The following is an 18,868-nucleotide window of genomic DNA, read 5'->3' as shown; positions in this document are numbered from 1 at the left end:
TGCAGCGGCTAGGCCACCCGACGACCGCGCGCCAGTGCCCGACGAACGTCGGCGGGTGCTTCGTTGGACGGCTCGACCACGACGGCCGTCGGCGTCGGTTTCCCGACGGGCTTGGCAACGACCGCGACTCGACAGGAGGCACGCCGGACGAGCGCCGAGGCCGTCGAGCCGAGCGCGGTGGTGGCCAGCCGCCCCATGCCGACCGCCCCGACGCACACCAGGTCGGCGTACCGGGATTCGCGGGCGAGGACCTTGTCCGCGGCACCAGAAGCCAAAACAGTCTCGACCTTGACCGGATCGTCATGCGCGGCAACAGCTTTCACGGCTACCCGCAATGCCAGCTCGGCGATCGCGATGCGGAACTCGTCACCGGGCGTAGGCGGCGGGTTGACGTAAACCAGCCGCAGCGGCACGTCGCGGGCGAGCGCCTCGTCGACGGCCCACAGCGCGGCTGCGATCGCTTCTTGGGACCCGTCGATGCCAACGACGACAGGCTTCGGTGACGAATGCTTGAGCATGCCGCTGACCCTATTGGTCGAAGCGAAGCGAAACTGGAGTCCTAAGTCCCCGAGTGCCCGGCAATGGTCTCTTGTTGACCGGCTGCCAGTTCGGCCATGCGTCCGGCGAGCAGTTGGCGGCTGACCGTCGCGACCCGGTATCCGAGATGCTCGCACGTTCGCACGTCGGCGTCGTGAACAGCAGAAGCGTCGGCGTCCACGTCGGTGGCGGCGCCTGCGCCGAGCCAGAATCCCAGGCGATTGAGGTCGTTTTCGCTTCCTGCGGAGCTGTTCCATCCGGGACCGAGGCCCACGCTCACCCAATGCATGTGGTGTTGCGCAGCGAACACCGCAAGCGACGTCAACGTATGCAGCTTGTCGCCGCTCTTGGCGCCGGAATTGGTGAACCCGGCGGCCACCTTGTCGCGCCAGGTGCCGTTGACGCAACGCCTGCCGGTGCGTTCTGCGAACGCCTGGAAGGCCGCCGACACGTTGCCCATATACGTGGCACTGCCGAACACAATGCCGTCCGCGTCGTCGAGGAGGTGCCAATGGTCGTCGGTCATGGCGTCGACGGCGATCATGGTGGTCGCGGCGCCTGCCTTCCGGGCACCGCGGCCCACCGCCTCGGCGAGGACCGCGGTGTGTCCGAAGCCGGAGTGGTAGGCGATCACCAGCTGCGGAGCGCGTAAACCGTTGTGCGACATCAGCTCCCCTTCGGTTGAACATCGGTCCCGGCGATCTCTTGGTAGCGCTGCAACCAATTGGGCAGCGGCCTGCCGCCGAGGTGGGCTGCGAGTCGGTCGAGGAAGGCGTGCGTGCCGGGCAGGAACCCGGTGGCATTGGGCACGCCGAGCCCCCGGTGGGTGAACCGCAACACAGTCCCGTCTCCGTCGTCGTGGAGTTCGTATCGCACCACGCTGTCTTCGACCACCGACTGTTTCCACTCGTGCTCGAACACATGCGGCGGGTCCCAGACGAGAATGCGGCCGGTCACTCGCTTCTGCTCCGGCGGCAGCGGCGGACCGGTGGGCACCATGTCGATCCATCCGCCTTCGCGGCCGTCGATGACGGTGTCGCCCAGCCAGTTTCGTCGCTGCGCTGGATCGGTGATGGCCGCCCACACCGCCTCGACCGGATGCGGCAGCCGCCGCTCGAACGTCAGCACGGCTCGGTCGCCCTCGATGGTGAGGAGGCCGTCGCGGGCGCTCATCGGCCGTGCCCCTGGTCGAGATGACGCTCAAGTGCATCGAGGCGTTTGCTCCAGTAGCGGCGGTACCGGCTGATCCAGTCGTCGATTTGCACGAGGCCGTCGGCGCGCAATGCGTAGATGCGGCGCTGGGCCTCAGGCCGGACCTCGACCAGACCCACCTCCCGCAACACCCGCAAGTGGCGCGACACCGACGGCTGGGTGAGCCCGGGCAAGGTGGCCACCAGTTCGCCTGCCGTTCGCTCGCCGTCGGCGAGCGCGTCCAGAAGCGCGCGACGGTTGGGCTCTGCTACCGCCTCGAACACATCCATGACGCGAAGTATTGCATAACGTCTATATAGACGCAACTAGATATACGGTGGGCTAGCGCCGCTGTACCAACAACGTCTGGGCACAAACTCCGATGAATCCGCTGCGGTCGAAGATCTCCGCGGTGGTGACCCCGATCCCGTCCGGACCGATCGAACCGCGCGCCCGTAGCGCGAAGTCGTCGCCGACCGGTAATCGGTGCAAGTGCACCGCGGTGTCGGTGTTCATGAACACGAACCGGTGAAAGTCCAGCGCCGCGCCTACGCCGTTCGCCGAATCCACGGCGAGCAGCAATTTGTCGAGGGCGCTGGTTGTTTCGCCGTCGATCAGATCCGCGCGGGGGCTGAGCCAGAACACCGCGGCGCCCGACGGGTCGTCGACCTGGCGGCGCCAGTCCACGCTGCCGAGGTATCCGCTCATGCCCCACCAGTCGCGGGGCATCGGCTGGTTGTCGCCTTCTACGAGCGGGGGATACCGGTCCGAGGCGATGTCGCTGGTGTCGCTGGTGGCGATCGCCCACGCCGTCACCCGCGCCACCGGACGCGGGTCGTCGATCGGGGTCATCTCCGCGGCGACGAGCGAGATCCGCCGCCCGGGACGATCAACCCATGCGCGTACGCGCACCGGCGCCACCGGAATAGCGCCGAGGATGTCGAGGACCAGCCGACCCAGGCGCAGACGCGGATCGACAAGCCGCATGATCGCGTTGCCCAGCAGCGCCAGCGGTGGTGAGCCGTGCTGGATTGCCGGATCCCAATTGCTGCAGGTGTTCTCGGTGGACTCGTAAACCTCGTAGTCCCCGTCGGTCCCAAGCCGGCGGTAATAGCAACCACTCACGCGACTTGGGGCCAGCCCGGATATGGCGGCGGAGTTCCGCCGAAGATGGGGCAGTGCGCTTGATGGGCACACCAGTCGCACAACCGAGACTTGCTCGGCCGGAAATCGCCTGTGTACCAGCCGATTGGATGGCCCGCCAGATGGCCATCAGCGTCTTCTCGAAACGCAACAGCTCGTCGAGCTCGGGGGAATAGTCCAGGATTTGACCGTCGGCCAGGTACAGCAACCGCAGTCGGGTGGCCAGCACGCCGCGCGACCGCAGCAGCGCCACCGCGTAGAACTTCATCTGGAACATTGCCTTGAACTCGGCCAGCGCGCGCGCTTCCGGCGGAGCCTTGCCGGTCTTGTAGTCGACCACTCGCAGTTCGCCGGTGGTCGCGACGTCGATGCGGTCGATGAACCCCCGCAGCAGCGTGCCGTCCGCCAACTCCACCTCGACGCGTTGTTCGCAACTGTCCGGCTCGAAGCGGGTGGGGTCTTCCAGCCGGTAGTAGCCCGACAGCAGCGCCCGGGCTTCGTCGAGCACCGCATCGCGTTGTTCCGGTGTGACGCTGGCAGCCAGTTCCGGTTCGGCGGCCACCACCCGGTCCCACGCCGGGGCGAGCAGCGACATCGCGGCGGCGGGCCGGCGTTCCGGCGCGGGCAGGGCGTAGAGCTGCTCGAGTGCCGCATGCACGACGGACCCGCGCAGTTGAGCGGCGGAGGTCGGCTCGGGCAGTCGGTCGATGGCGCGGAAGCGGTACAGCAGCGGGCACTGCTTGAAATCGCTGGCGCGCGACGGCGACAACGCTGGCCGGGACAACTGGCCGGTCGGTCGAGCGCTCATGGGGGCAGCGTAGGTCGACGCACCGACAACCCCGGGCATGTCGTGCGGCGCGTCTGCTGGCACGCTTGACAGCCGTGCGTCGTACTGGGCCTTTCGAAGTGGGTGATCGTGTGCAGCTCACCGACGCCAAGGGCCGCCACTACACCGTCGTGCTGACGCCCGGCGCGGAGTTTCACACGCATCGCGGCTACGTCTCCCATGACGCGGTGATCGGCCAGCCCGAAGGCAGCGTCGTCAAGGCCACCAATGGCGACCAGTTCCTGGCGATGCGGCCGCTGCTCGTCGACTACGTGCTGTCGATGCCGCGTGGCGCGCAAGTGATCTACCCCAAGGATGCGGCGCAGATCGTGCATGAGGGCGACGTCTTTCCCGGCGCGCGGGTGCTGGAAGCGGGCGCCGGATCGGGGGCGATGACGTGCTCGCTGCTGCGCGCCGTCGGCCCGACCGGCCGGGTGATCTCCTACGAGCTACGCGACGACCACGCGGTGCATGCCGAGCGCAACGTCGTCACGTTCTTCGGGGACCGGCCCGAGAACTGGGATCTGGTGATCGCCGACGTCGCCGACTATCGCGGCGAGCAGGTCGACCGGGTAGTGCTGGACATGCTGGCGCCGTGGGAAGTGCTCGATGCAGTGGCCGACGCAGTGCTGGCCGGAGGCGTGCTCATCATCTACGTCGCGACGGTCACGCAGCTGTCGCGCACAGTCGAGGCGCTGCGCCAGCAACAGTGCTGGACCGAGCCGAGGTCGTGGGAGACGCTGCAGCGGTACTGGGATGTCGTTGGCCTCGCCGTACGCCCCGAGCACCGGATGCGCGGTCACACGGCGTTTCTGATCAGCACTCGTCGGCTCGCTCCGGGAGCTGTCGCCCCGACGCCTGCCCGGCGCAAACGCCGCTGAGCATCGCAAACGCCGCTGACCTCCCGGAGTCAGAAGTCGTCGCTTCGGTGCAGGCCGCGCCGGGTAGAGAGCAGCTGGACCTCAGGGCGTGCGGCCACCAGTCGTTCAGCGGCGTCGAGCACCTCAACCACATGCGCGCGGTCGGCCGCGGTCACCGCAACGCCGACGGCCGCGCGTCGATACAGCTCCATCGCGCCGGTTTCGGCCGCTGAGATCGAAAATCGCCGGCGCAGTTCCGCGATCAGTGGCCGCACCACCGAGCGTTTCTCCTTCAGCGAATGCACGTCCCCGAGCAGCAGGTCGAACTCCAGCCACCCGATCCACATCGCAACGTCAGCCCGTCGGCGACGGCGACGGAGTCGCCGGATTCTGCCCGTACGTCAACAGGATGTCGGCCGTCGTCTTCGACAGCTGCCAGCCGCCGTGACCGTCGGGCTTGAACTCCATCGGAAAGGTGAATCCGTTGGTCATCGCCGGATTCTCGCTGTGCACGGTCACGTCCGCGGTCACGTTGCCCGCGGGGTCATTGGCCCACGCAATGTTCTCGGCGGTGAAGCCGACGGGCGTATAGCCGCTGTCCTGCAAAGCTTTTCCGAACTTGTCCAGCTGCTCGGCGCTGGGGCCACCCTCGACGAGCGCGACTTTCTGGTCGCCCGGCACAGACGTGTCTGCGAGCCGGTACAGCACGTCGGTGAGTGCTTCAGGGGGCGGCAGCGGGACGTCGGGTGGCGGAGCGGCGATCACCGATGTCTGGGTAGTGGTCGGCGAGGACGACTCAGACGCGGCCGGGTGATTGTCGTTGCCGCAGGCGGGCAGCCACGCAACCACAGCAGCGACCACAGCCAGAGCCGTCGAGCGCCGCCGCACCGTCAGACGGATCAACCGCCCGCCGTCGCCGCCTGCAGCAGCGAGATGGCAGAGGACTTCGACACCATCCAGCCCTGAGGGCCGCCGGGAACGAACACGACCGGCCGGGTGACCGGAGCCAGCTGCGGACCAGACGCGGTGACTTGCGCGGTGACCGAACCGTCGGCCGCCGGCGCCGAGACGCTGGACACCGAAATGTTCAGCGGCAGCTGGCCCTTCTGGCGCGCCTGCGCTAACGCCTTGTTGGCCTGGTGGCCTTCGAGGATGCCGACGCCGCCCTGGATCAAAGCTGAATTTTCGGTGACGGTGGCGCCGTTGGCGATCTGGTTGAGGATGCCGGCCAGCTCGCCGGCCAGCGCGGGATCGCTGTCCATAGGCAGCGGCGCGCCGAAAACCACGGGTGTGACAGCTAGCGATGCGGTGATTGCGATCGGTGCCGTCGAGGTCACACCAGCGGCGACGCCACCGATGAGAGCGGCGGCTGCGATGCCAGTGGTTAGGGATTTCAGGCTCACAAATGTCCTTTCGTTCCGCCCGGCTGAGGCGTAACGGTAGCAGTCAAAGTGGAACGCGCAGTTTTTAGACCGCACACGAAAGCGAATTCGCCGGTAGCGTTGGGGTATCCACCGCGCCAACGTACGGTGCCCGAGAGGAGCGCAACATGAGCGAGTCAGAGCGTTCCGAGCGGTTCGGAACACCGATGTCCAGCGACGACGCTGCCGAACTCGAGGAACTGCGCCGCGAGGCAGCAGCTCTTCGCGAACAACTCGAAGCTGCCCTCAACGGCCAAGGCGGGCTGCGGGGTGCGCGCGATGTGCACCAACTCGAGGCCCGCATCGACTCGCTCGCTGCGCGCAACGCGAAGTTGATGGAGACGCTCAAAGAAGCGCGCCAGCAGCTCCTTGCACTGCGCGAAGAGGTCGACCGGCTGGGCCAGCCACCCAGTGGCTACGGCGTGCTGCTGTCGGTGCAAGACGACGACACTGTCGACGTGTTCACGTCAGGCCGCAAGATGCGCCTGACCTGCTCGCCCAACATCGACGTGCAGTCGCTGAAGAAGGGCCAGACGGTCCGGCTGAACGAGGCGCTGACGGTCGTCGAGGCCGGGCATTTCGAAGCGGTCGGCGAGATCAGCACGCTGCGCGAGATCCTCGCCGACGGTCACCGCGCTCTGGTTGTCGGCCACGCCGACGAGGAGCGCATCGTGTGGCTGGCCGAGCCGCTGCTGGCCGCCGAAGACATGGCCCCCGAAGTCGCCGACGCGCTCGACGACCTGGACCGGCCGCGCAAGCTGCGTCCCGGTGACTCGCTGTTGGTGGACACCAAGGCCGGTTACGCCTTCGAGCGCATCCCCAAGGCCGAGGTCGAAGATCTGGTGCTCGAAGAGGTGCCCGACGTCAGTTACAACGACATCGGTGGCCTGTCCCGCCAGATCGAGCAGATCCGCGACGCCGTCGAGTTGCCGTTCCTGCACAAGGAGCTCTACCGCGAGTACATGCTGCGGCCGCCCAAAGGTGTGCTGCTGTACGGCCCGCCCGGTTGCGGCAAGACGCTGATCGCAAAGGCAGTCGCCAACTCGCTGGCCAAGAAGATGGCAGAGGTCCGCGGCGACGACTCCCGCGAGGCGAAGTCGTACTTCCTCAACATCAAAGGCCCCGAGTTACTAAACAAGTTCGTCGGCGAGACCGAGCGTCATATCCGGCTGATCTTCCAACGTGCGCGAGAGAAGGCATCCGAGGGCACCCCGGTGATCGTGTTCTTCGACGAGATGGACTCGATCTTCCGCACCCGCGGCACCGGGGTTTCGTCGGACGTCGAGACCACCGTCGTGCCCCAGCTGCTGAGCGAGATCGACGGCGTCGAGGGCCTGGAGAACGTCATCGTGATCGGCGCCTCCAACCGCGAGGACATGATCGATCCGGCGATCCTGCGGCCGGGCCGCCTCGACGTCAAGATCAAGATCGAGCGCCCGGATGCCGAAGCGGCGCAAGACATCTTCAGCAAGTACCTCACCGAGGAGTTGCCGCTGCACGCCGACGACCTCGCCGAGTTCGGCGGCGACCGCACCTTGTGCATCAAGGCGATGATCGAGAAGGTCGTCGAGCGGATGTACGCCGAGATCGACGACAACCGGTTCCTGGAGGTCACCTACGCCAACGGTGACAAGGAAGTCATGTACTTCAAGGACTTCAACTCCGGGGCGATGATTCAAAACGTGGTCGACCGTGCGAAGAAGTACGCGATCAAGTCGGTGCTGGAGACGGGCCAGCCCGGCCTGCGCATCCAGCACCTGCTGGACTCGATCGTCGACGAGTTCGCCGAGAACGAGGATCTGCCCAACACCACCAATCCCGATGACTGGGCTCGGATTTCGGGCAAGAAGGGCGAGCGGATCGTCTACATCCGCACGCTGGTCACCGGCAAGAGCTCGAGCGCCAGCCGTGCCATCGACACCGAAAGCAACCTCGGGCAGTACCTGTAGCGCACCGGGACAGGACGTGCTTGCGCCGCGCGGCTACTTCGTGACCGCGACCAAGACCTGACGGGGTGGTTCACTGGTCGATGTGATCACTTTGGAGGTGGACGCCGACCTGGCCGGCCGAACCGCTGCGCTGTACCGAGAGCTGCACAGCGACCCTGAACTGTCGTTGCAGGAGCACACCACCGCCGTGCGGGTGGCCGCCGCTCTCGGGCCGTCCGGATACGAGGTGACGACCGGCGTCGGCGGCACCGGCGTGGTGGGTGTGCTGCGCAACGGTCCCGGGCCGGTGGTGATGCTGCGCGCAGACATGGACGCGCTTCCGGTCGCCGAAGACACCGGCTTGCCGTACGCCAGTACCAAACACGTGACCGACCCGTCCGGGCATTCGGTGCCGGTCGCCCACGCGTGCGGCCACGACATGCACACCGCCTGTCTGGTCGGCGCGGCGGAGCTGCTGTCGCGAGCGCGTGACCAGTGGTCGGGCACCGTGCTGGCGGTGTTTCAGCCCGCCGAGGAGCTGGCCTGCGGAGCCCAGGCGATGATCGACGACGGGCTGTTCGAGCGGTTCCCCGAGCCCAGCATCGTCTTGGGCCAGCATGTCGGCCCGCTTCCGGCGGGGACTTTCGGTCACGGGCAGGGGCCGATCATGGCCGGGGCCGATTCGGTGCAGGTGACGTTGTTCGGTCGCGGCGGTCACGGATCGCGGCCCGAGGATACCGTCGACCCGGTGGTGATGGCCGCCGCGACGGTGATGCGGCTGCAGAGCATCGTCGCGCGCGAAGTCGCGCCGACCGAGCAAGCCGTCGTGACCGTCGGGCGCCTGCAGGCCGGCACGAAGGACAACGTCATTCCCGAGACCGCCGAATTGGGCATCAACATCCGCACGTACAACGCCGCGGTTCGCGATAAGGTTCGCGCGGCGATCGAGCGTGTCGTGACAGCCGAAGCGCGGGCAAGCAACGCGCCCGAGGATCCGCGGTTTGATTGGAACGTCACCGCACCCGTCTTGGTGAGCGATCCTGCCAGCACGGCGAAAACGGTCGCCGCGTTCGAGCGCCGCTTCGGCGTCGAGCGGCTAATTCCGTTGCCGCCGCTGTCGGCGAGCGAGGACGTCGGCGTGTTCGGCGCGAAACTCGTTGTGCCGACGGTGTTTTGGTTCTGGGGCGGTGTGGACGCCAAGGAGTTCTGGGATGCGTTCGGCGAGGGCCGCTTGCCTCCTGCCAATCACGCTCCGCAGTTCGCTCCCGTGCTGGAGCCGACGCTCACCAGCGGAGTCGAGGCGATGACGGTTGCGGCGCTGTCCTGGCTCAAAGACGCGCTCGCTTAGGCTGAAGGCATGCAACGGATTATCGGGACAGAGGTCGAATACGGCATCTCGTCGCCGTCTGACCCGACCGCGAATCCGATCCTGACGTCCACGCAGGCGGTGCTGGCGTACGCCGCGGCGGCGGGGTTGCAGCGCGCCAAGCGCACCAGGTGGGATTACGAGGTCGAGTCGCCGCTGCGCGACGCCCGGGGCTTTGACCTGTCGCGGTCCGCCGGTCCACCACCGATCGTCGATGCCGACGAAGTAGGCGCGGCGAACATGATCCTCACCAACGGGGCCCGGCTGTACGTCGACCATGCCCACCCGGAGTACTCGGCGCCGGAGTGCACGGATCCGCTGGACGCGGTGATCTGGGACAAGGCCGGCGAGCGGGTGATGGAAGCGGCCGCACGGCACGTTGCCAGCGTGCCGGGCGCGGCGAAGCTGCAGCTGTACAAGAACAACGTCGACGGCAAGGGTGCCAGCTACGGCTCGCACGAGAACTACCTGATGAGCCGGCAGACCCCGTTCTCCGCGGTGATCGCCGGGCTCACACCGTTTCTGGTGTCTCGGCAGGTGGTGGTGGGCTCAGGCCGGGTCGGTATCGGGCCGGCGGGCGACGAGCCGGGGTTTCAGCTGTCGCAGCGCGCCGATTACATCGAGGTCGAGGTCGGGCTGGAGACCACGCTCAAGCGCGGCATCATCAACACGCGCGACGAACCGCACGCCGACGCGGACAAGTACCGGCGGCTGCACGTGATCATCGGGGACGCCAACCTCGCGGAGACGTCGACGTATTTGAAGCTTGGCACTACCGCGCTGGTACTGGACCTCATCGAAGAGGGCCCGCAGTTCAACATCGACCTGTCCGACCTCGCCTTGGCGCGGCCCGTGCATGCCGTGCACGTCATCAGTCGCGACCCGACGCTGCGTGCGACGGTCGCGCTGGCTGACGGCCGGGAGTTGACCGGCCTCGCCATCCAGCGGATCTATCTGGACCGGGTGGCCAAGCTGGTGGACAGTCGCGACCCTGACCCGCGGGCCGCTCACGTCGTCGAAACCTGGGCGCACGTGCTCGACCTGCTCGAGCGCGACCCGATGGAGTGCGCAGAGCTGCTGGACTGGCCCGCCAAGCTGCGGCTCCTCGAAGGGTTCCGGCACCGCGAGAATTTGAACTGGTCCGCGCCGCGGCTGCATCTGGTGGATTTGCAGTACTCGGACGTACGGCTGGACAAGGGTCTCTACAACCGCTTGGTGGCTCGCGGTTCGATGAAACGGCTCGTCACCGAACAGCAGGTGCTCGACGCCGTGGAGAACCCGCCGACCGACACCCGCGCGTACTTCCGCGGCGAGTGCCTGCGGCGCTTCGGTGCCGACATTGCTGCCGCCAGCTGGGATTCGGTGATTTTCGACCTGGGCGGTGACTCGCTGGTGCGCATTCCCACGCTCGAGCCGTTGCGGGGTAGCAAAGCCCACGTCGGCGCGCTTCTGGAGTCGGTGCAAACCGCCGCCGAACTTGTGGAGCAGCTCACCGCAACCTGAGCTTGTCCCGGTAAATCAAGCTCTGACCGGTAGTGTGGAAGGACCGGTGGCCCACCGGCCGCCGATGACCGATGCAGGAGGCAGCGATGGCTCAGGAGCAGACCAAGCGTGGCGGTGGCGGCGGCGATGACGACGACCTCACCGGTAGCGCGGCGGCCGGGCAGGAGCGTCGCGAGAAGCTAGCCGAGGACACCGACGACCTGCTGGACGAGATCGACGACGTCCTCGAGGAAAACGCGGAGGATTTCGTCCGTGCGTACGTCCAGAAGGGCGGACAGTGACCTGGCCGAATCGCGAACAGCTGGCCATCCCCAATCCCATCTCCGGAGCTTCATCCGTACCGCTGGACCTGTCGTCCTTCACTGATCATCTGCGTCGCCAGGCGCCGCAATTGCTGCCTGCGTTGAGCCCGGCCGACGCGGCGACACCAGGTGCTGCGCTGGCGCACGGCACGACGATCGTCGCGCTGAACTATCCCGGCGGCGTGGTGATCGCCGGTGACCGGCGCGCCACCCAGGGCAACATGATCGCCAGCCGCGACGTCAAGAAGGTGTACATCACCGACGACTACACCGCGACCGGGATCGCCGGCACCGCGGCGATCGCGGTGGAGTTCGCCCGGCTCTACGCCGTGGAGCTCGAGCACTACGAAAAGCTCGAGGGAGTGCCGCTGACGTTCGCCGGCAAGGTGAATCGGCTCGCGATCATGGTGCGGGGCAATCTCGGCGCGGCCATGCAGGGGCTGGTGGCGCTGCCGCTTCTGGTCGGCTACGACATCGACGACCCTAACCCGCAGGCGGCCGGACGGATCGTGTCGTTCGACGCGGCCGGCGGCTGGAACATCGAGGAGGAGGGCTACCAGTCGGTGGGCTCGGGTTCGGTGTTCGCTCGCTCGTCGATCAAGAAGCTGTATCCGCAAGTGGTCGACGCTGATTCGGCGCTGCGGGTGGCAGTGGAAAGCCTCTACGACGCCGCCGACGACGACTCCGCCACCGGTGGCCCAGATCTGGTGCGCGGCATCTTCCCGACGGCGGTGACAATCGATGCCGACGGCGCGGTGGAGGTGCCTGAGCAGCGCATCGCTGAGCTGGCTCGCGAGGTTATCGAAAAGCGAACGGAGACAAGCACTTTGCGTTCCAAGGGCGGCCCGTCCACCGACGCCAGGGATGACTCGTGACGTTTCCGTACTTCATCTCGCCTGAGCAGGCGATGCGTGAGCGCTCCGAGCTGGCCCGCAAGGGCATCGCCCGGGGGCGCAGCGTGCTCGCTTTGGCGTATGACAGCGGCGTGCTTTTCGTCGCCGAGAACCCGTCGCGGTCGCTGCAGAAGATCAGCGAGCTCTACGACCGCGTGGGCTTCGCCGGGGTGGGCCGGTTCAACGAGTTCGACAATCTGCGCCGCGGCGGCATCCAGCTCGCCGACACGCTGGGCTACACCTACGACCGCCGCGACGTCACTGGCCGTCAGCTGGCGAACCGATACGCGCAGACGTTGGGCACCATCTTCACCGAGCAGGCCAAACCGTACGAGGTGGAGCTGTGCGTCGCCGAGGTCGCGCACTACGGCGAAACGAAACCGCCTGAGCTGTACCGGATCACGTATGACGGGTCGATCAACGACGAGCCGCATTTCGTTGTGATGGGCGGGTCCACGGAACCGATCATCGCTGCGCTGAAGGAGTCGTACCGCGAGAACGCCAGCTTGGCGGAGGCAGTCGGCTTCGCGGTCCGGGCGTTGGAGGCGGGCACCAGCGGCAACGGGTCCGGTGCTGAGCCACGCACGCTCGGTGTCTCGACGCTCGAGGTGGCGATTCTGGATCAGAACCGGCCGCGGCGCGCGTTCCGGCGGATCACCGGGCCGGCGTTGGAAGCGATGCTGCCCCAAGCTGATTGACGGCCGACCGTCATCCCGTGGGTCGCAGCCACGGCGGTCTGGCCCACGGCGGCAGAAACCTCAGTGGGTCGACGTAGACGCTGTACGGCTGGCCCGTCATGACCGCGTAGATGTTGCGCCAGGCGTCGGACGGTTCGTTGAGTACGTCGCTGTGTGAGCGCCATCCGCCCATCAGCCTGCCGTCGTCGTAGTCGCCGGTGGCCAGCCGGATCACGCCCGGCATCTCGCCGGGGTCGGCACCGTGCGGGTTGAGCGGCAGGCCTTGCAGCGGCGCGATCCAATCGCCGGGCGCCGTCATGGAAAACCGCATCACGTAAGGGTTTTGGTTGTGCCAGTCGCCGAGGTCGTCGACGTGGACGCCGGCGCCTGCCGCCTCGACGTAGATGGTGCGGTCGGCGGTCAGCCCCATCGCTTCGGCGGTGCCGAGTATCGAGCCGCCGTAGGAATGGCCGACGTAGGTGACTGCGACGCCGCGGCCGAGGCTGTCGGCCACACGGTTGACGTCCTGGCCGAACGACACCAGCCGCGGGGCCATGTCGGTGGCGTAGTGGGTGTCCATCGCGTCACCGATACCGTCGGGAACCCCGCCCTGTGGGAACGCACCGCCCAGGTAGGTGATCATCGCCAGGTCGCCATGGCCGGCGTTGACGAACCGGTTGGCCGTCTCGGTGTTGGGCGCCGAGCCCTCTATGGTGGTGTTCATGCCCGGCACCAGCACTCCGACGTTCGTCGCGGTGCCGAGGTCGCCGATCAGCTCGATCAGCGACGAGCGCGCGGGATCGAAGGCCAGGATCTGCCGGTCGACTCGGCCCTTGCGACCGGTGGGGTCGGGCACCTCGCTGAGTAGACCTTGGTAGAACCCGATGCGCTTCGCGACCGCGTCACGTTTGGCCGGGTCTTGGGTGGAGTCGAGCTCGCGGCGCGAGTCGAGGACCGCCTGCTCGATGTTGACGCGGTTGGCGGCGAGGCGCATGTCCCACGGCACCCCGTCGGTGTTGCCGACCTGCTGCGGATGGGTGTCGACAAGCTGGCGGCGCTGCTCAGGGCTCATCGCGCCGATCTGCGCGGCGATGCTGTCCTGGGTCATCGTCGGCCAGTTGGCGGTTGGGTTGTCGCTCAAGCCGGCGGCGGTGGTGGGTGCCGGAGCAGTGACGCCGTAGAACGCGTCGTCGATGTCGTGGGCGGCGTCGTCGTCGGCTGCGGCCAACGCGTCGAGCTTGTCGACGATTTCGCGGGTGAAAGAGGCGGCGCCGTCACGCAGCACCTCTGTGGCGATCCGCATGTCACCGCCGCAATGGTTCAGCACTGCCAGCGGTGGCTGGGCCGGTGGGGTGACGGTTCCGTCGTCAGCCACCGTGAAGCCTTGGGATCGCACCGCGCCGGCGGTGCCGAGCACGTCGTCGCGGGCAGCCGCGACGGCATCGGCGCCGCCACGTGCAGCGACCGCCGCGGCCACCAGTGCACGCGCCAGCCGTGCGGCATCAGCGGAGACATCTGCGGCGCGCTGACGGGCCGCGTTGGCGGCGTCGCCGGTCCAGAAATCGTGGGTGTCGCGGAGACCTTGCACGACGACGTCGAACTCGCGATGCACATCGGTGGCAGCGCCGTCCCACGCATCGGCGGCCTGTCGCAACGAATCTGGACGCCATGACTGTGCCTGCGACAGCGTCGGCCTTCCCCCCATGCCTCATGCTGGCACTTCTGCGTTAGTGCCTGCAGACGTTATCCACAACCGACTGTGTCGTACCCGCTCGCTACAGTCACTGTCCGATCGGCTAATCACCTTCGGGAGTTGACAAGTGCGCGTTCTCAACTGGAACATCAGCCACGGCGGCGGGAACCGGATCTCGGAGATTGCACAGCACATCGAAGACGTCAACGCCGACCTCGTGGCGCTCACCGAATTTCGCGCGGGCAACGAACCATCCCTGCGCAGCCAGCTGAATCGGCTCGGCTATCCGTTCATCGCGACATCGAACCCGGTAGGCAAGCAAAACGGTCTGCTCGTGGCGGCGAAGTGGCAGATCGATAGCGCCGCAGCGCAAGACACGTTCGACCTTGACCGAGAGAGGTGGCTTGCGATACGCCTTGATGAGCTCGACGCCGACATACTCGTTCTGCACATCCCCGGCGCTCCCGACAACAAGTTCGAGGATGGTTACGGCATCTCCGGGGCCCGGCGCAAAGAACTGTTCTGGCAGCGGACTCTCACCTATGCCCGCGCCCATCGCGACCGCCGAGCGATCATCATGGGCGACTTCAACACCGGGTTACGGATCGATGCCGAGGGTGCGATGTTCAAGAACTCGCAATATATGAAGGATGATCGAGTTAGGTTTCGTCGACACATGGCGGCATCTGCACCCCGACCAACGCGACTACACGTGGTACTCGAAGCGTAAAGACAAGACGACGGGTGAAACCCTAGATCTGAACGGCTTTCGATTGGACTACATCTTCGTATCGCCTGCGCTGCAGGACGCGATCGTCGATGCCGCGATACTCCATGAGCCCCGGAAGGTCGGCGCATCCGATCATGCAAGTGTCGTCGCGAACTTGGAGTTGGCCTAACCGGCGTCGGCTGAGGCGTTGAGTTGCTGGATCACCTCGATGACCGCGCGTGCCCGGTCGGGGTCGAAGACCGAGCCGATTCCTTTGGGGGCGTTGTCGGTGAACGGCGGCTCGAACAGCAGATCTGGTGACATGCTGCCGTGCCGGGTGAGGTAGTTGATGACAAGCTGGATGAACTGGATCTGGTCGGCCGTCGCATTCTTGCCGTCGAGAAATTCCGCGAAAGCGGCGGTCGCGGCTGCACGGTCCAGTCCGATCAATGACCGGATGAACCGGCCAAAGCCATTGGCCGCGTGCACCGCTCGATGGAGATCGGCAGAATCAGCGACTCCGCTGGAGATCAGCAGCTCTTGGAGCGATTCCAGGTCCGCTTCAGTGAGCGGTTGCGCCTTCTTCAACTTCTGCAGCGCGAGGTTGTCCGGTTGGCGGACCAGGAAATCGTAGATCTTCGCGTTGAAGCGGTCGATGTCAGTGAATGTGGCGACCGCCGGCATGGCCACTTCGGTGACTTCTCCAAGCGTGTCTTCGTAGTCAGCGTAGATCACCGGCCGGGTTTTCTTGTCGAGCAAGCCGACGATCGACCGCAACTGTCGACGGGCCTGTTCCAGCATCGGGGGAGTAACGTCGTGCCACCATTCGTCGCTGGCCACCTCGCGCAGCAGCTCCTCACGCTTCTTGATTTCCGGGATGCTGAGTTGCTCCAATAGCCCATCGGCAATGGCGCGGATGCTTGCTTCGTGTGGCTCTTGTCCGTGGCCGTAAAGCACGGCGATCTGGCTCCGAACCACCATCAGGTCGAATCGCTTAGCCGCTTCGTCGGAGTCCTGCACGGTGGTGGGCAGCGGCGCGAGATCGGCGATGATTTCGGCCAGCTGCGCCTCGGCAAGGGACTCCCAATTCTTTGGATCGGAGTACTTCTCGACGACGGCGCGCTTGGGTTTGACGATGAAGTTGTCCAGGCGCATCCCTTGCACATGGTTCTGCAGCACATGTGCGATGTCGGCTCGCAGCTGCGGATAGGCCTTCTGCTTGTCCAACGACCCCACCAGCTCCGCGCGGGCGGCAAAGAGCCGCTCGGACAACGGCTTCGGCACGATGCCTTGCGACGTCGGGAGCTCTTGGCCGAAGTATTCGAAGTTGGCGCAGATGTCGAAGATCAGGAAGTCCTTCTTGTCCAAGCCAGGGCCGTAAAGGTCGGGGCGCAACCGCGTGCCGCGGCCGACCATCTGCCAGAACTTGGACTTGGACCGGACCGGTTTGAAGAAGACGAGATTGGCGACCTCCGGGATGTCGATGCCGGTGTCGAGCATGTCGACCGAAATCGCGATGTGCGGTGACTTGTCAGGCTGTGAGAAGTCGTCGATCAGTGAGTCTGCGAATTCGACAGCGTGGGTGATGACCCGCGCGAATGATCCTTTGTATTCGGGGTAGTGGACGTTGAAGCGCTCGGCGATGAAGAGAGCATGCGCGTTGTTGCGCGCGAAGATGATTGTCTTGGCCAGTCGATCTCCGCCGGCGACGCGGTGACCGTGGCGCATGAGCACTTCCAGTGCCTTGTCGACGGTGTCGGCGTTGAAGAGCCACTTGTTGACGGCGTCGGCGTCAACCGCGTCAGGAGCGTCGTCTTCGCCCCATTCGGTGGCGTCCCACGCGTCCTTCTCTTCTTCGGAGAGATCGTCGTAGCGAAGGCCGCGCAGTGGGAATTGGAGGGGGACGGTGACGGCACGCGGTGGCACAAGGTAGCCGTCTTGGATGGCTTCGTCGAGGCTGTAGTTGTCGGTGGGAACGCCATCTTCGAGGTTGAAGAGCTGATACGTATTGCGGTCGACTTCCTCTTTGGGCGTGGCCGTAAGTCCGAGCAACAGCGAATCGAAGTGTTCGAAGATGTGCCGGTATTTTTGGTAGACCGAGCGGTGGGCTTCGTCGATGACGACCAGGTCGAAGTAGCCAGGGCCGAATCGTCTTGCGCCGCCCTCGGTTTGGTTAATCAGCCCCATCATTGTCGGATAGGTCGCGACGTACACCCGGCTATCGGTGTGCTTGTCGGTGAGCAGGTTCACCGGCTTCGATTCGGGAAGCATGGCCTTGAATGCGTTGACGGCCTGTTTGACCAATGCGACCCGGTCAGCAAGAAAGAGTACGCGCTTGACCCAGTTGGCCCTCGCGAGAATGTCCACAAGCGCGATGACGGTGCGCGTCTTGCCGGCCCCGGTCGCCATGACCAACAGGGCCTCGCGCTGGTTCTCGGTTTCGAATCGGTCGAGAACTCGACGGATCGCACGCTCCTGGTAAGGACGGTCGACGATGTGGCGCGGAATGTCAGTGCCCGCCAATGGCTTACGGGTGAAGCGACGTTGGATCAGCAGTTCGAGTTGGTCACGAGTGTGAAAGCCGTTGATCGGCCGCGGCGGGTATTGCGTGTCGTCCCAGATGAAATGCTGAAAACCGTTGCTGTAGTAGATGATCGGACGTTGACCGTACATCTGTTCAAGGCAGTCGGCGTAGAGCTTGGCTTGATGCTGGCCAGCGTGCGCGTCTTTGGATGTCCGCTTGGCCTCGACGAGACCGAGCGGCTTACCGTCGGAACCCCACAGCACGTAGTCGACGTAGCCAGTCTTGCCGTCGGGCATGCCGTGCACCGGGAACTCGCGGTCACGTTTGTCGGCGAGCGTCCAGCCGGACTCGAGAAGATCGGCGTCGATGAACTCGGTGCGGGTAGTGGCTTCGTCGTAGTCGTGGGTATCGGGCTTGGCCTGATTAGCCGCCTTGATGGCGGCCAGCTCAGCGCGTGCGGCGGCGAGTTCCGCTTCGAGTGTGGTCTGGGCGGCCTGCGCGGCGGTCAGCGCAGCGTCCTTTGTCTTCAGTTCGTCGTTGAGCTTCGTGATCTGCGCGATCGACTTGGCGACGGCCTGCCCGGCGGGCTTGGGCAGCAACGCTGGGTTGAACTGGGCAGCGGGATGGGGCTTGCTGGCCGCGTCCTTGCCGTAGGTGCGGGCCAACCAGGACATGATGTGGAAGAGCTCGCGCAGGACGACTTGGCTCTTGTCCTTAGGGAGAGGCTTGTGCTCGTGGACGGCGATATTGCCCAGTTTGCGAATGAGGTCGAACTTCTGGCGCAGCGCCGGTCCGACGAGGTTGACGAATTCGGGTTGATGGATCCGGGCGGCGAGGTCGCTCTTGTAGGGCTCCTGGAAGCCTTCGACACGGTATATCCAGGCGACGGTGTGCTCGACCGCGCGCCGCGCGTAGAAGCAGGTGGTCCGAGGGTCGAAAAGCGCGTCGCGTTCGGCGTTGCGCGCCTCGGCGTAGAGCTGGGGCCACTGCTTCTGCAGGAACCCGAAGTTACCGCTCACCGCCTGTCCTCCTCCCGAGGGCGATCTTGACACATTTGCTGTCGTCAAACGCGCAGCCGCAGCACATTACAGAAGGCGGCCGACAGGAAGGCGTCGATCTCAGGTGTAGTGAAGTCGGCATTGTGCAATGCGAATCTCGTCGCCGACGATCTTGTACACGAGACGGTGTTCGGCGGTGATACGTCGCGACCAGTAGCCGTGCAACCCGTGCTTGAGCGGTTCAGGCTTTCCGATGCCCTCGTTCCCGTTGCGTCGTATATCAGCGATGAGTTGGTT

At 65.8% G+C, this 18,868-nt stretch carries 19 protein-coding genes and 1 pseudogene; 8 read left to right on the top strand and 12 right to left on the bottom strand.

From position 1 onward, the window contains the following. Nucleotides 1-8: 8 nt before the first annotated feature. The 6 genes and pseudogenes from AC5Y39_RS20625 to AC5Y39_RS20600 all read right to left on the bottom strand — a co-directional run bounded on the left by AC5Y39_RS20625 (nucleotide 9) and on the right by AC5Y39_RS20600 (nucleotide 3,679). Entirely contained in the window at nucleotides 9-518 is a 510-nt protein-coding gene (locus AC5Y39_RS20625) for a universal stress protein (protein WP_500020961.1), read from the bottom strand. 41 nt (nucleotides 519-559) lie between these two features. Continuing rightward, complete coding sequence (locus AC5Y39_RS20620) at nucleotides 560-1,204, bottom strand: flavodoxin family protein (RefSeq protein WP_500020963.1); 645 nt, start codon at nucleotides 1,202-1,204, stop codon at nucleotides 560-562. Beyond that, nucleotides 1,204-1,710 (bottom strand): SRPBCC family protein, encoded by a 507-nt coding sequence (locus AC5Y39_RS20615; RefSeq protein ID WP_500020965.1) that lies wholly within the window; start codon nucleotides 1,708-1,710, stop codon nucleotides 1,204-1,206. The genes AC5Y39_RS20620 and AC5Y39_RS20615 overlap by 1 nt, the downstream gene beginning before the upstream one ends. Then, the gene (locus AC5Y39_RS20610; RefSeq protein ID WP_500020967.1) at nucleotides 1,707-2,018 is read right to left on the bottom strand and encodes an ArsR/SmtB family transcription factor; all 312 of its coding nucleotides are present in this window, start codon (nucleotides 2,016-2,018) and stop codon (nucleotides 1,707-1,709) included. Before AC5Y39_RS20610 ends, AC5Y39_RS20615 begins: the two co-directional genes overlap by 4 nt. Before the next feature lie 52 nt (nucleotides 2,019-2,070). Further along, entirely contained in the window at nucleotides 2,071-2,853 is a 783-nt protein-coding gene (locus tag AC5Y39_RS20605; RefSeq protein WP_500048281.1) for a thioesterase family protein, read from the bottom strand. After that, a pseudogene (locus tag AC5Y39_RS20600) lies at nucleotides 2,850-3,679 on the bottom strand (RecB family exonuclease). The gene AC5Y39_RS20605 and the pseudogene AC5Y39_RS20600 overlap by 4 nt, the downstream one beginning before the upstream one ends. Nucleotides 3,680-3,753: 74 nt before the next feature. Between AC5Y39_RS20600 and AC5Y39_RS20595 the strand changes: the two are divergent. Next, entirely contained in the window at nucleotides 3,754-4,578 is an 825-nt protein-coding gene (locus AC5Y39_RS20595; RefSeq protein ID WP_500020972.1) for a tRNA (adenine-N1)-methyltransferase, read from the top strand. Nucleotides 4,579-4,607: 29 nt separating this feature from the next. Here AC5Y39_RS20595 and AC5Y39_RS20590 read toward each other — a convergent pair whose 3' ends face one another. Genes AC5Y39_RS20590 through AC5Y39_RS20580 form a run of 3 tightly spaced genes read right to left on the bottom strand, consistent with a single transcriptional unit; the run spans nucleotide 4,608 to nucleotide 5,960 of the window. Next, the gene (locus AC5Y39_RS20590) at nucleotides 4,608-4,904 is read right to left on the bottom strand and encodes a DUF503 domain-containing protein (RefSeq protein WP_499964508.1); all 297 of its coding nucleotides are present in this window, start codon (nucleotides 4,902-4,904) and stop codon (nucleotides 4,608-4,610) included. A 7-nt stretch (nucleotides 4,905-4,911) separates the two neighbouring features. Further along, a complete protein-coding gene (gene lppK, locus AC5Y39_RS20585; protein WP_500020974.1) occupies nucleotides 4,912-5,460 on the bottom strand; it encodes a lipoprotein LppK in 549 nt (182 codons plus the stop codon). Beyond that, on the bottom strand, nucleotides 5,457-5,960 hold the full coding sequence (locus AC5Y39_RS20580; RefSeq protein ID WP_500020976.1) for an MTB12 family secreted protein: 504 nt from the start codon (nucleotides 5,958-5,960) through the stop codon (nucleotides 5,457-5,459). The genes lppK and AC5Y39_RS20580 overlap by 4 nt, the downstream gene beginning before the upstream one ends. A 146-nt stretch (nucleotides 5,961-6,106) precedes the next feature. Between AC5Y39_RS20580 and arc the strand changes: the two genes are divergently transcribed. The 6 genes from arc to prcA all read left to right on the top strand — a co-directional run bounded on the left by arc (nucleotide 6,107) and on the right by prcA (nucleotide 12,668). Next, nucleotides 6,107-7,927, top strand: a complete 1,821-nt coding sequence (gene arc, locus AC5Y39_RS20575; RefSeq protein ID WP_500020978.1) for a proteasome ATPase — start codon at nucleotides 6,107-6,109, stop codon at nucleotides 7,925-7,927. A gap of 82 nt (nucleotides 7,928-8,009) precedes the next feature. After that, on the top strand, nucleotides 8,010-9,254 hold the full coding sequence (locus tag AC5Y39_RS20570; protein WP_500020980.1) for an amidohydrolase: 1,245 nt from the start codon (nucleotides 8,010-8,012) through the stop codon (nucleotides 9,252-9,254). Between the two features lie 9 nt (nucleotides 9,255-9,263). After that, complete coding sequence (gene dop / locus AC5Y39_RS20565; RefSeq protein ID WP_500020982.1) at nucleotides 9,264-10,775, top strand: pup deamidase/depupylase; 1,512 nt, start codon at nucleotides 9,264-9,266, stop codon at nucleotides 10,773-10,775. A gap of 86 nt (nucleotides 10,776-10,861) precedes the next feature. Further along, nucleotides 10,862-11,056 (top strand): ubiquitin-like protein Pup, encoded by a 195-nt coding sequence (locus tag AC5Y39_RS20560; RefSeq protein WP_499908117.1) that lies wholly within the window; start codon nucleotides 10,862-10,864, stop codon nucleotides 11,054-11,056. Further along, the gene (gene prcB, locus AC5Y39_RS20555; RefSeq protein WP_500020984.1) at nucleotides 11,053-11,952 is read left to right on the top strand and encodes a proteasome subunit beta; all 900 of its coding nucleotides are present in this window, start codon (nucleotides 11,053-11,055) and stop codon (nucleotides 11,950-11,952) included. Before AC5Y39_RS20560 ends, prcB begins: the two co-directional genes overlap by 4 nt. Beyond that, entirely contained in the window at nucleotides 11,949-12,668 is a 720-nt protein-coding gene (prcA, locus tag AC5Y39_RS20550) for a proteasome subunit alpha (RefSeq protein ID WP_499908119.1), read from the top strand. Before prcB ends, prcA begins: the two co-directional genes overlap by 4 nt. A 10-nt stretch (nucleotides 12,669-12,678) precedes the next feature. Here the strand turns inward: prcA and AC5Y39_RS20545 are convergent, their stop codons facing one another. Then, nucleotides 12,679-14,352, bottom strand: coding sequence for an alpha/beta hydrolase (locus AC5Y39_RS20545; RefSeq protein WP_500020986.1), 1,674 nt, complete (start codon nucleotides 14,350-14,352; stop codon nucleotides 12,679-12,681). Between the two features lie 115 nt (nucleotides 14,353-14,467). Here AC5Y39_RS20545 and AC5Y39_RS20540 point away from each other — a divergent pair, with 115 nt between their 5' ends. Then, the gene (locus AC5Y39_RS20540) at nucleotides 14,468-15,070 is read left to right on the top strand and encodes an endonuclease/exonuclease/phosphatase family protein (RefSeq protein WP_500020988.1); all 603 of its coding nucleotides are present in this window, start codon (nucleotides 14,468-14,470) and stop codon (nucleotides 15,068-15,070) included. 165 nt (nucleotides 15,071-15,235) lie between these two features. Here the strand turns inward: AC5Y39_RS20540 and AC5Y39_RS20535 are convergent, their stop codons facing one another. Together AC5Y39_RS20535 and AC5Y39_RS20530 are read right to left on the bottom strand one after the other, a co-directional pair. Then, nucleotides 15,236-18,592 (bottom strand): DEAD/DEAH box helicase family protein, encoded by a 3,357-nt coding sequence (locus AC5Y39_RS20535; protein ID WP_500020990.1) that lies wholly within the window; start codon nucleotides 18,590-18,592, stop codon nucleotides 15,236-15,238. Nucleotides 18,593-18,691: 99 nt separating this feature from the next. After that, on the bottom strand, nucleotides 18,692-18,868 hold a 177-nt coding region (locus AC5Y39_RS20530; protein WP_500020997.1), incomplete at its 5' end, for a Txe/YoeB family addiction module toxin.

This window comes from Mycobacterium sp. NGS39, from assembly GCF_059812765.1.
This window is presented reverse-complemented; position numbering and strand designations above follow the sequence as displayed.

Excerpts from the sequence above, each read along its gene's own strand:
- dop (WP_500020982.1), top strand. The coding sequence starts at position 9,264 with ATGCAACGGATTATCGGGACAGAGGTCGAATACGGCATCTCGTCGCCG.
- arc (WP_500020978.1), top strand. The coding sequence starts at position 6,107 with ATGAGCGAGTCAGAGCGTTCCGAGCGGTTCGGAACACCGATGTCCAGC.
- AC5Y39_RS20610 (WP_500020967.1), bottom strand. The coding sequence starts at position 2,018 with ATGGATGTGTTCGAGGCGGTAGCAGAGCCCAACCGTCGCGCGCTTCTG.
- AC5Y39_RS20590 (WP_499964508.1), bottom strand. The coding sequence starts at position 4,904 with ATGTGGATCGGGTGGCTGGAGTTCGACCTGCTGCTCGGGGACGTGCAT.
- AC5Y39_RS20620 (WP_500020963.1), bottom strand. The coding sequence starts at position 1,204 with ATGTCGCACAACGGTTTACGCGCTCCGCAGCTGGTGATCGCCTACCAC.
- AC5Y39_RS20545 (WP_500020986.1), bottom strand. The coding sequence starts at position 14,352 with ATGGGGGGAAGGCCGACGCTGTCGCAGGCACAGTCATGGCGTCCAGAT.
- AC5Y39_RS20560 (WP_499908117.1), top strand. The coding sequence starts at position 10,862 with ATGGCTCAGGAGCAGACCAAGCGTGGCGGTGGCGGCGGCGATGACGAC.
- AC5Y39_RS20615 (WP_500020965.1), bottom strand. The coding sequence starts at position 1,710 with ATGAGCGCCCGCGACGGCCTCCTCACCATCGAGGGCGACCGAGCCGTG.
- AC5Y39_RS20625 (WP_500020961.1), bottom strand. The coding sequence starts at position 518 with ATGCTCAAGCATTCGTCACCGAAGCCTGTCGTCGTTGGCATCGACGGG.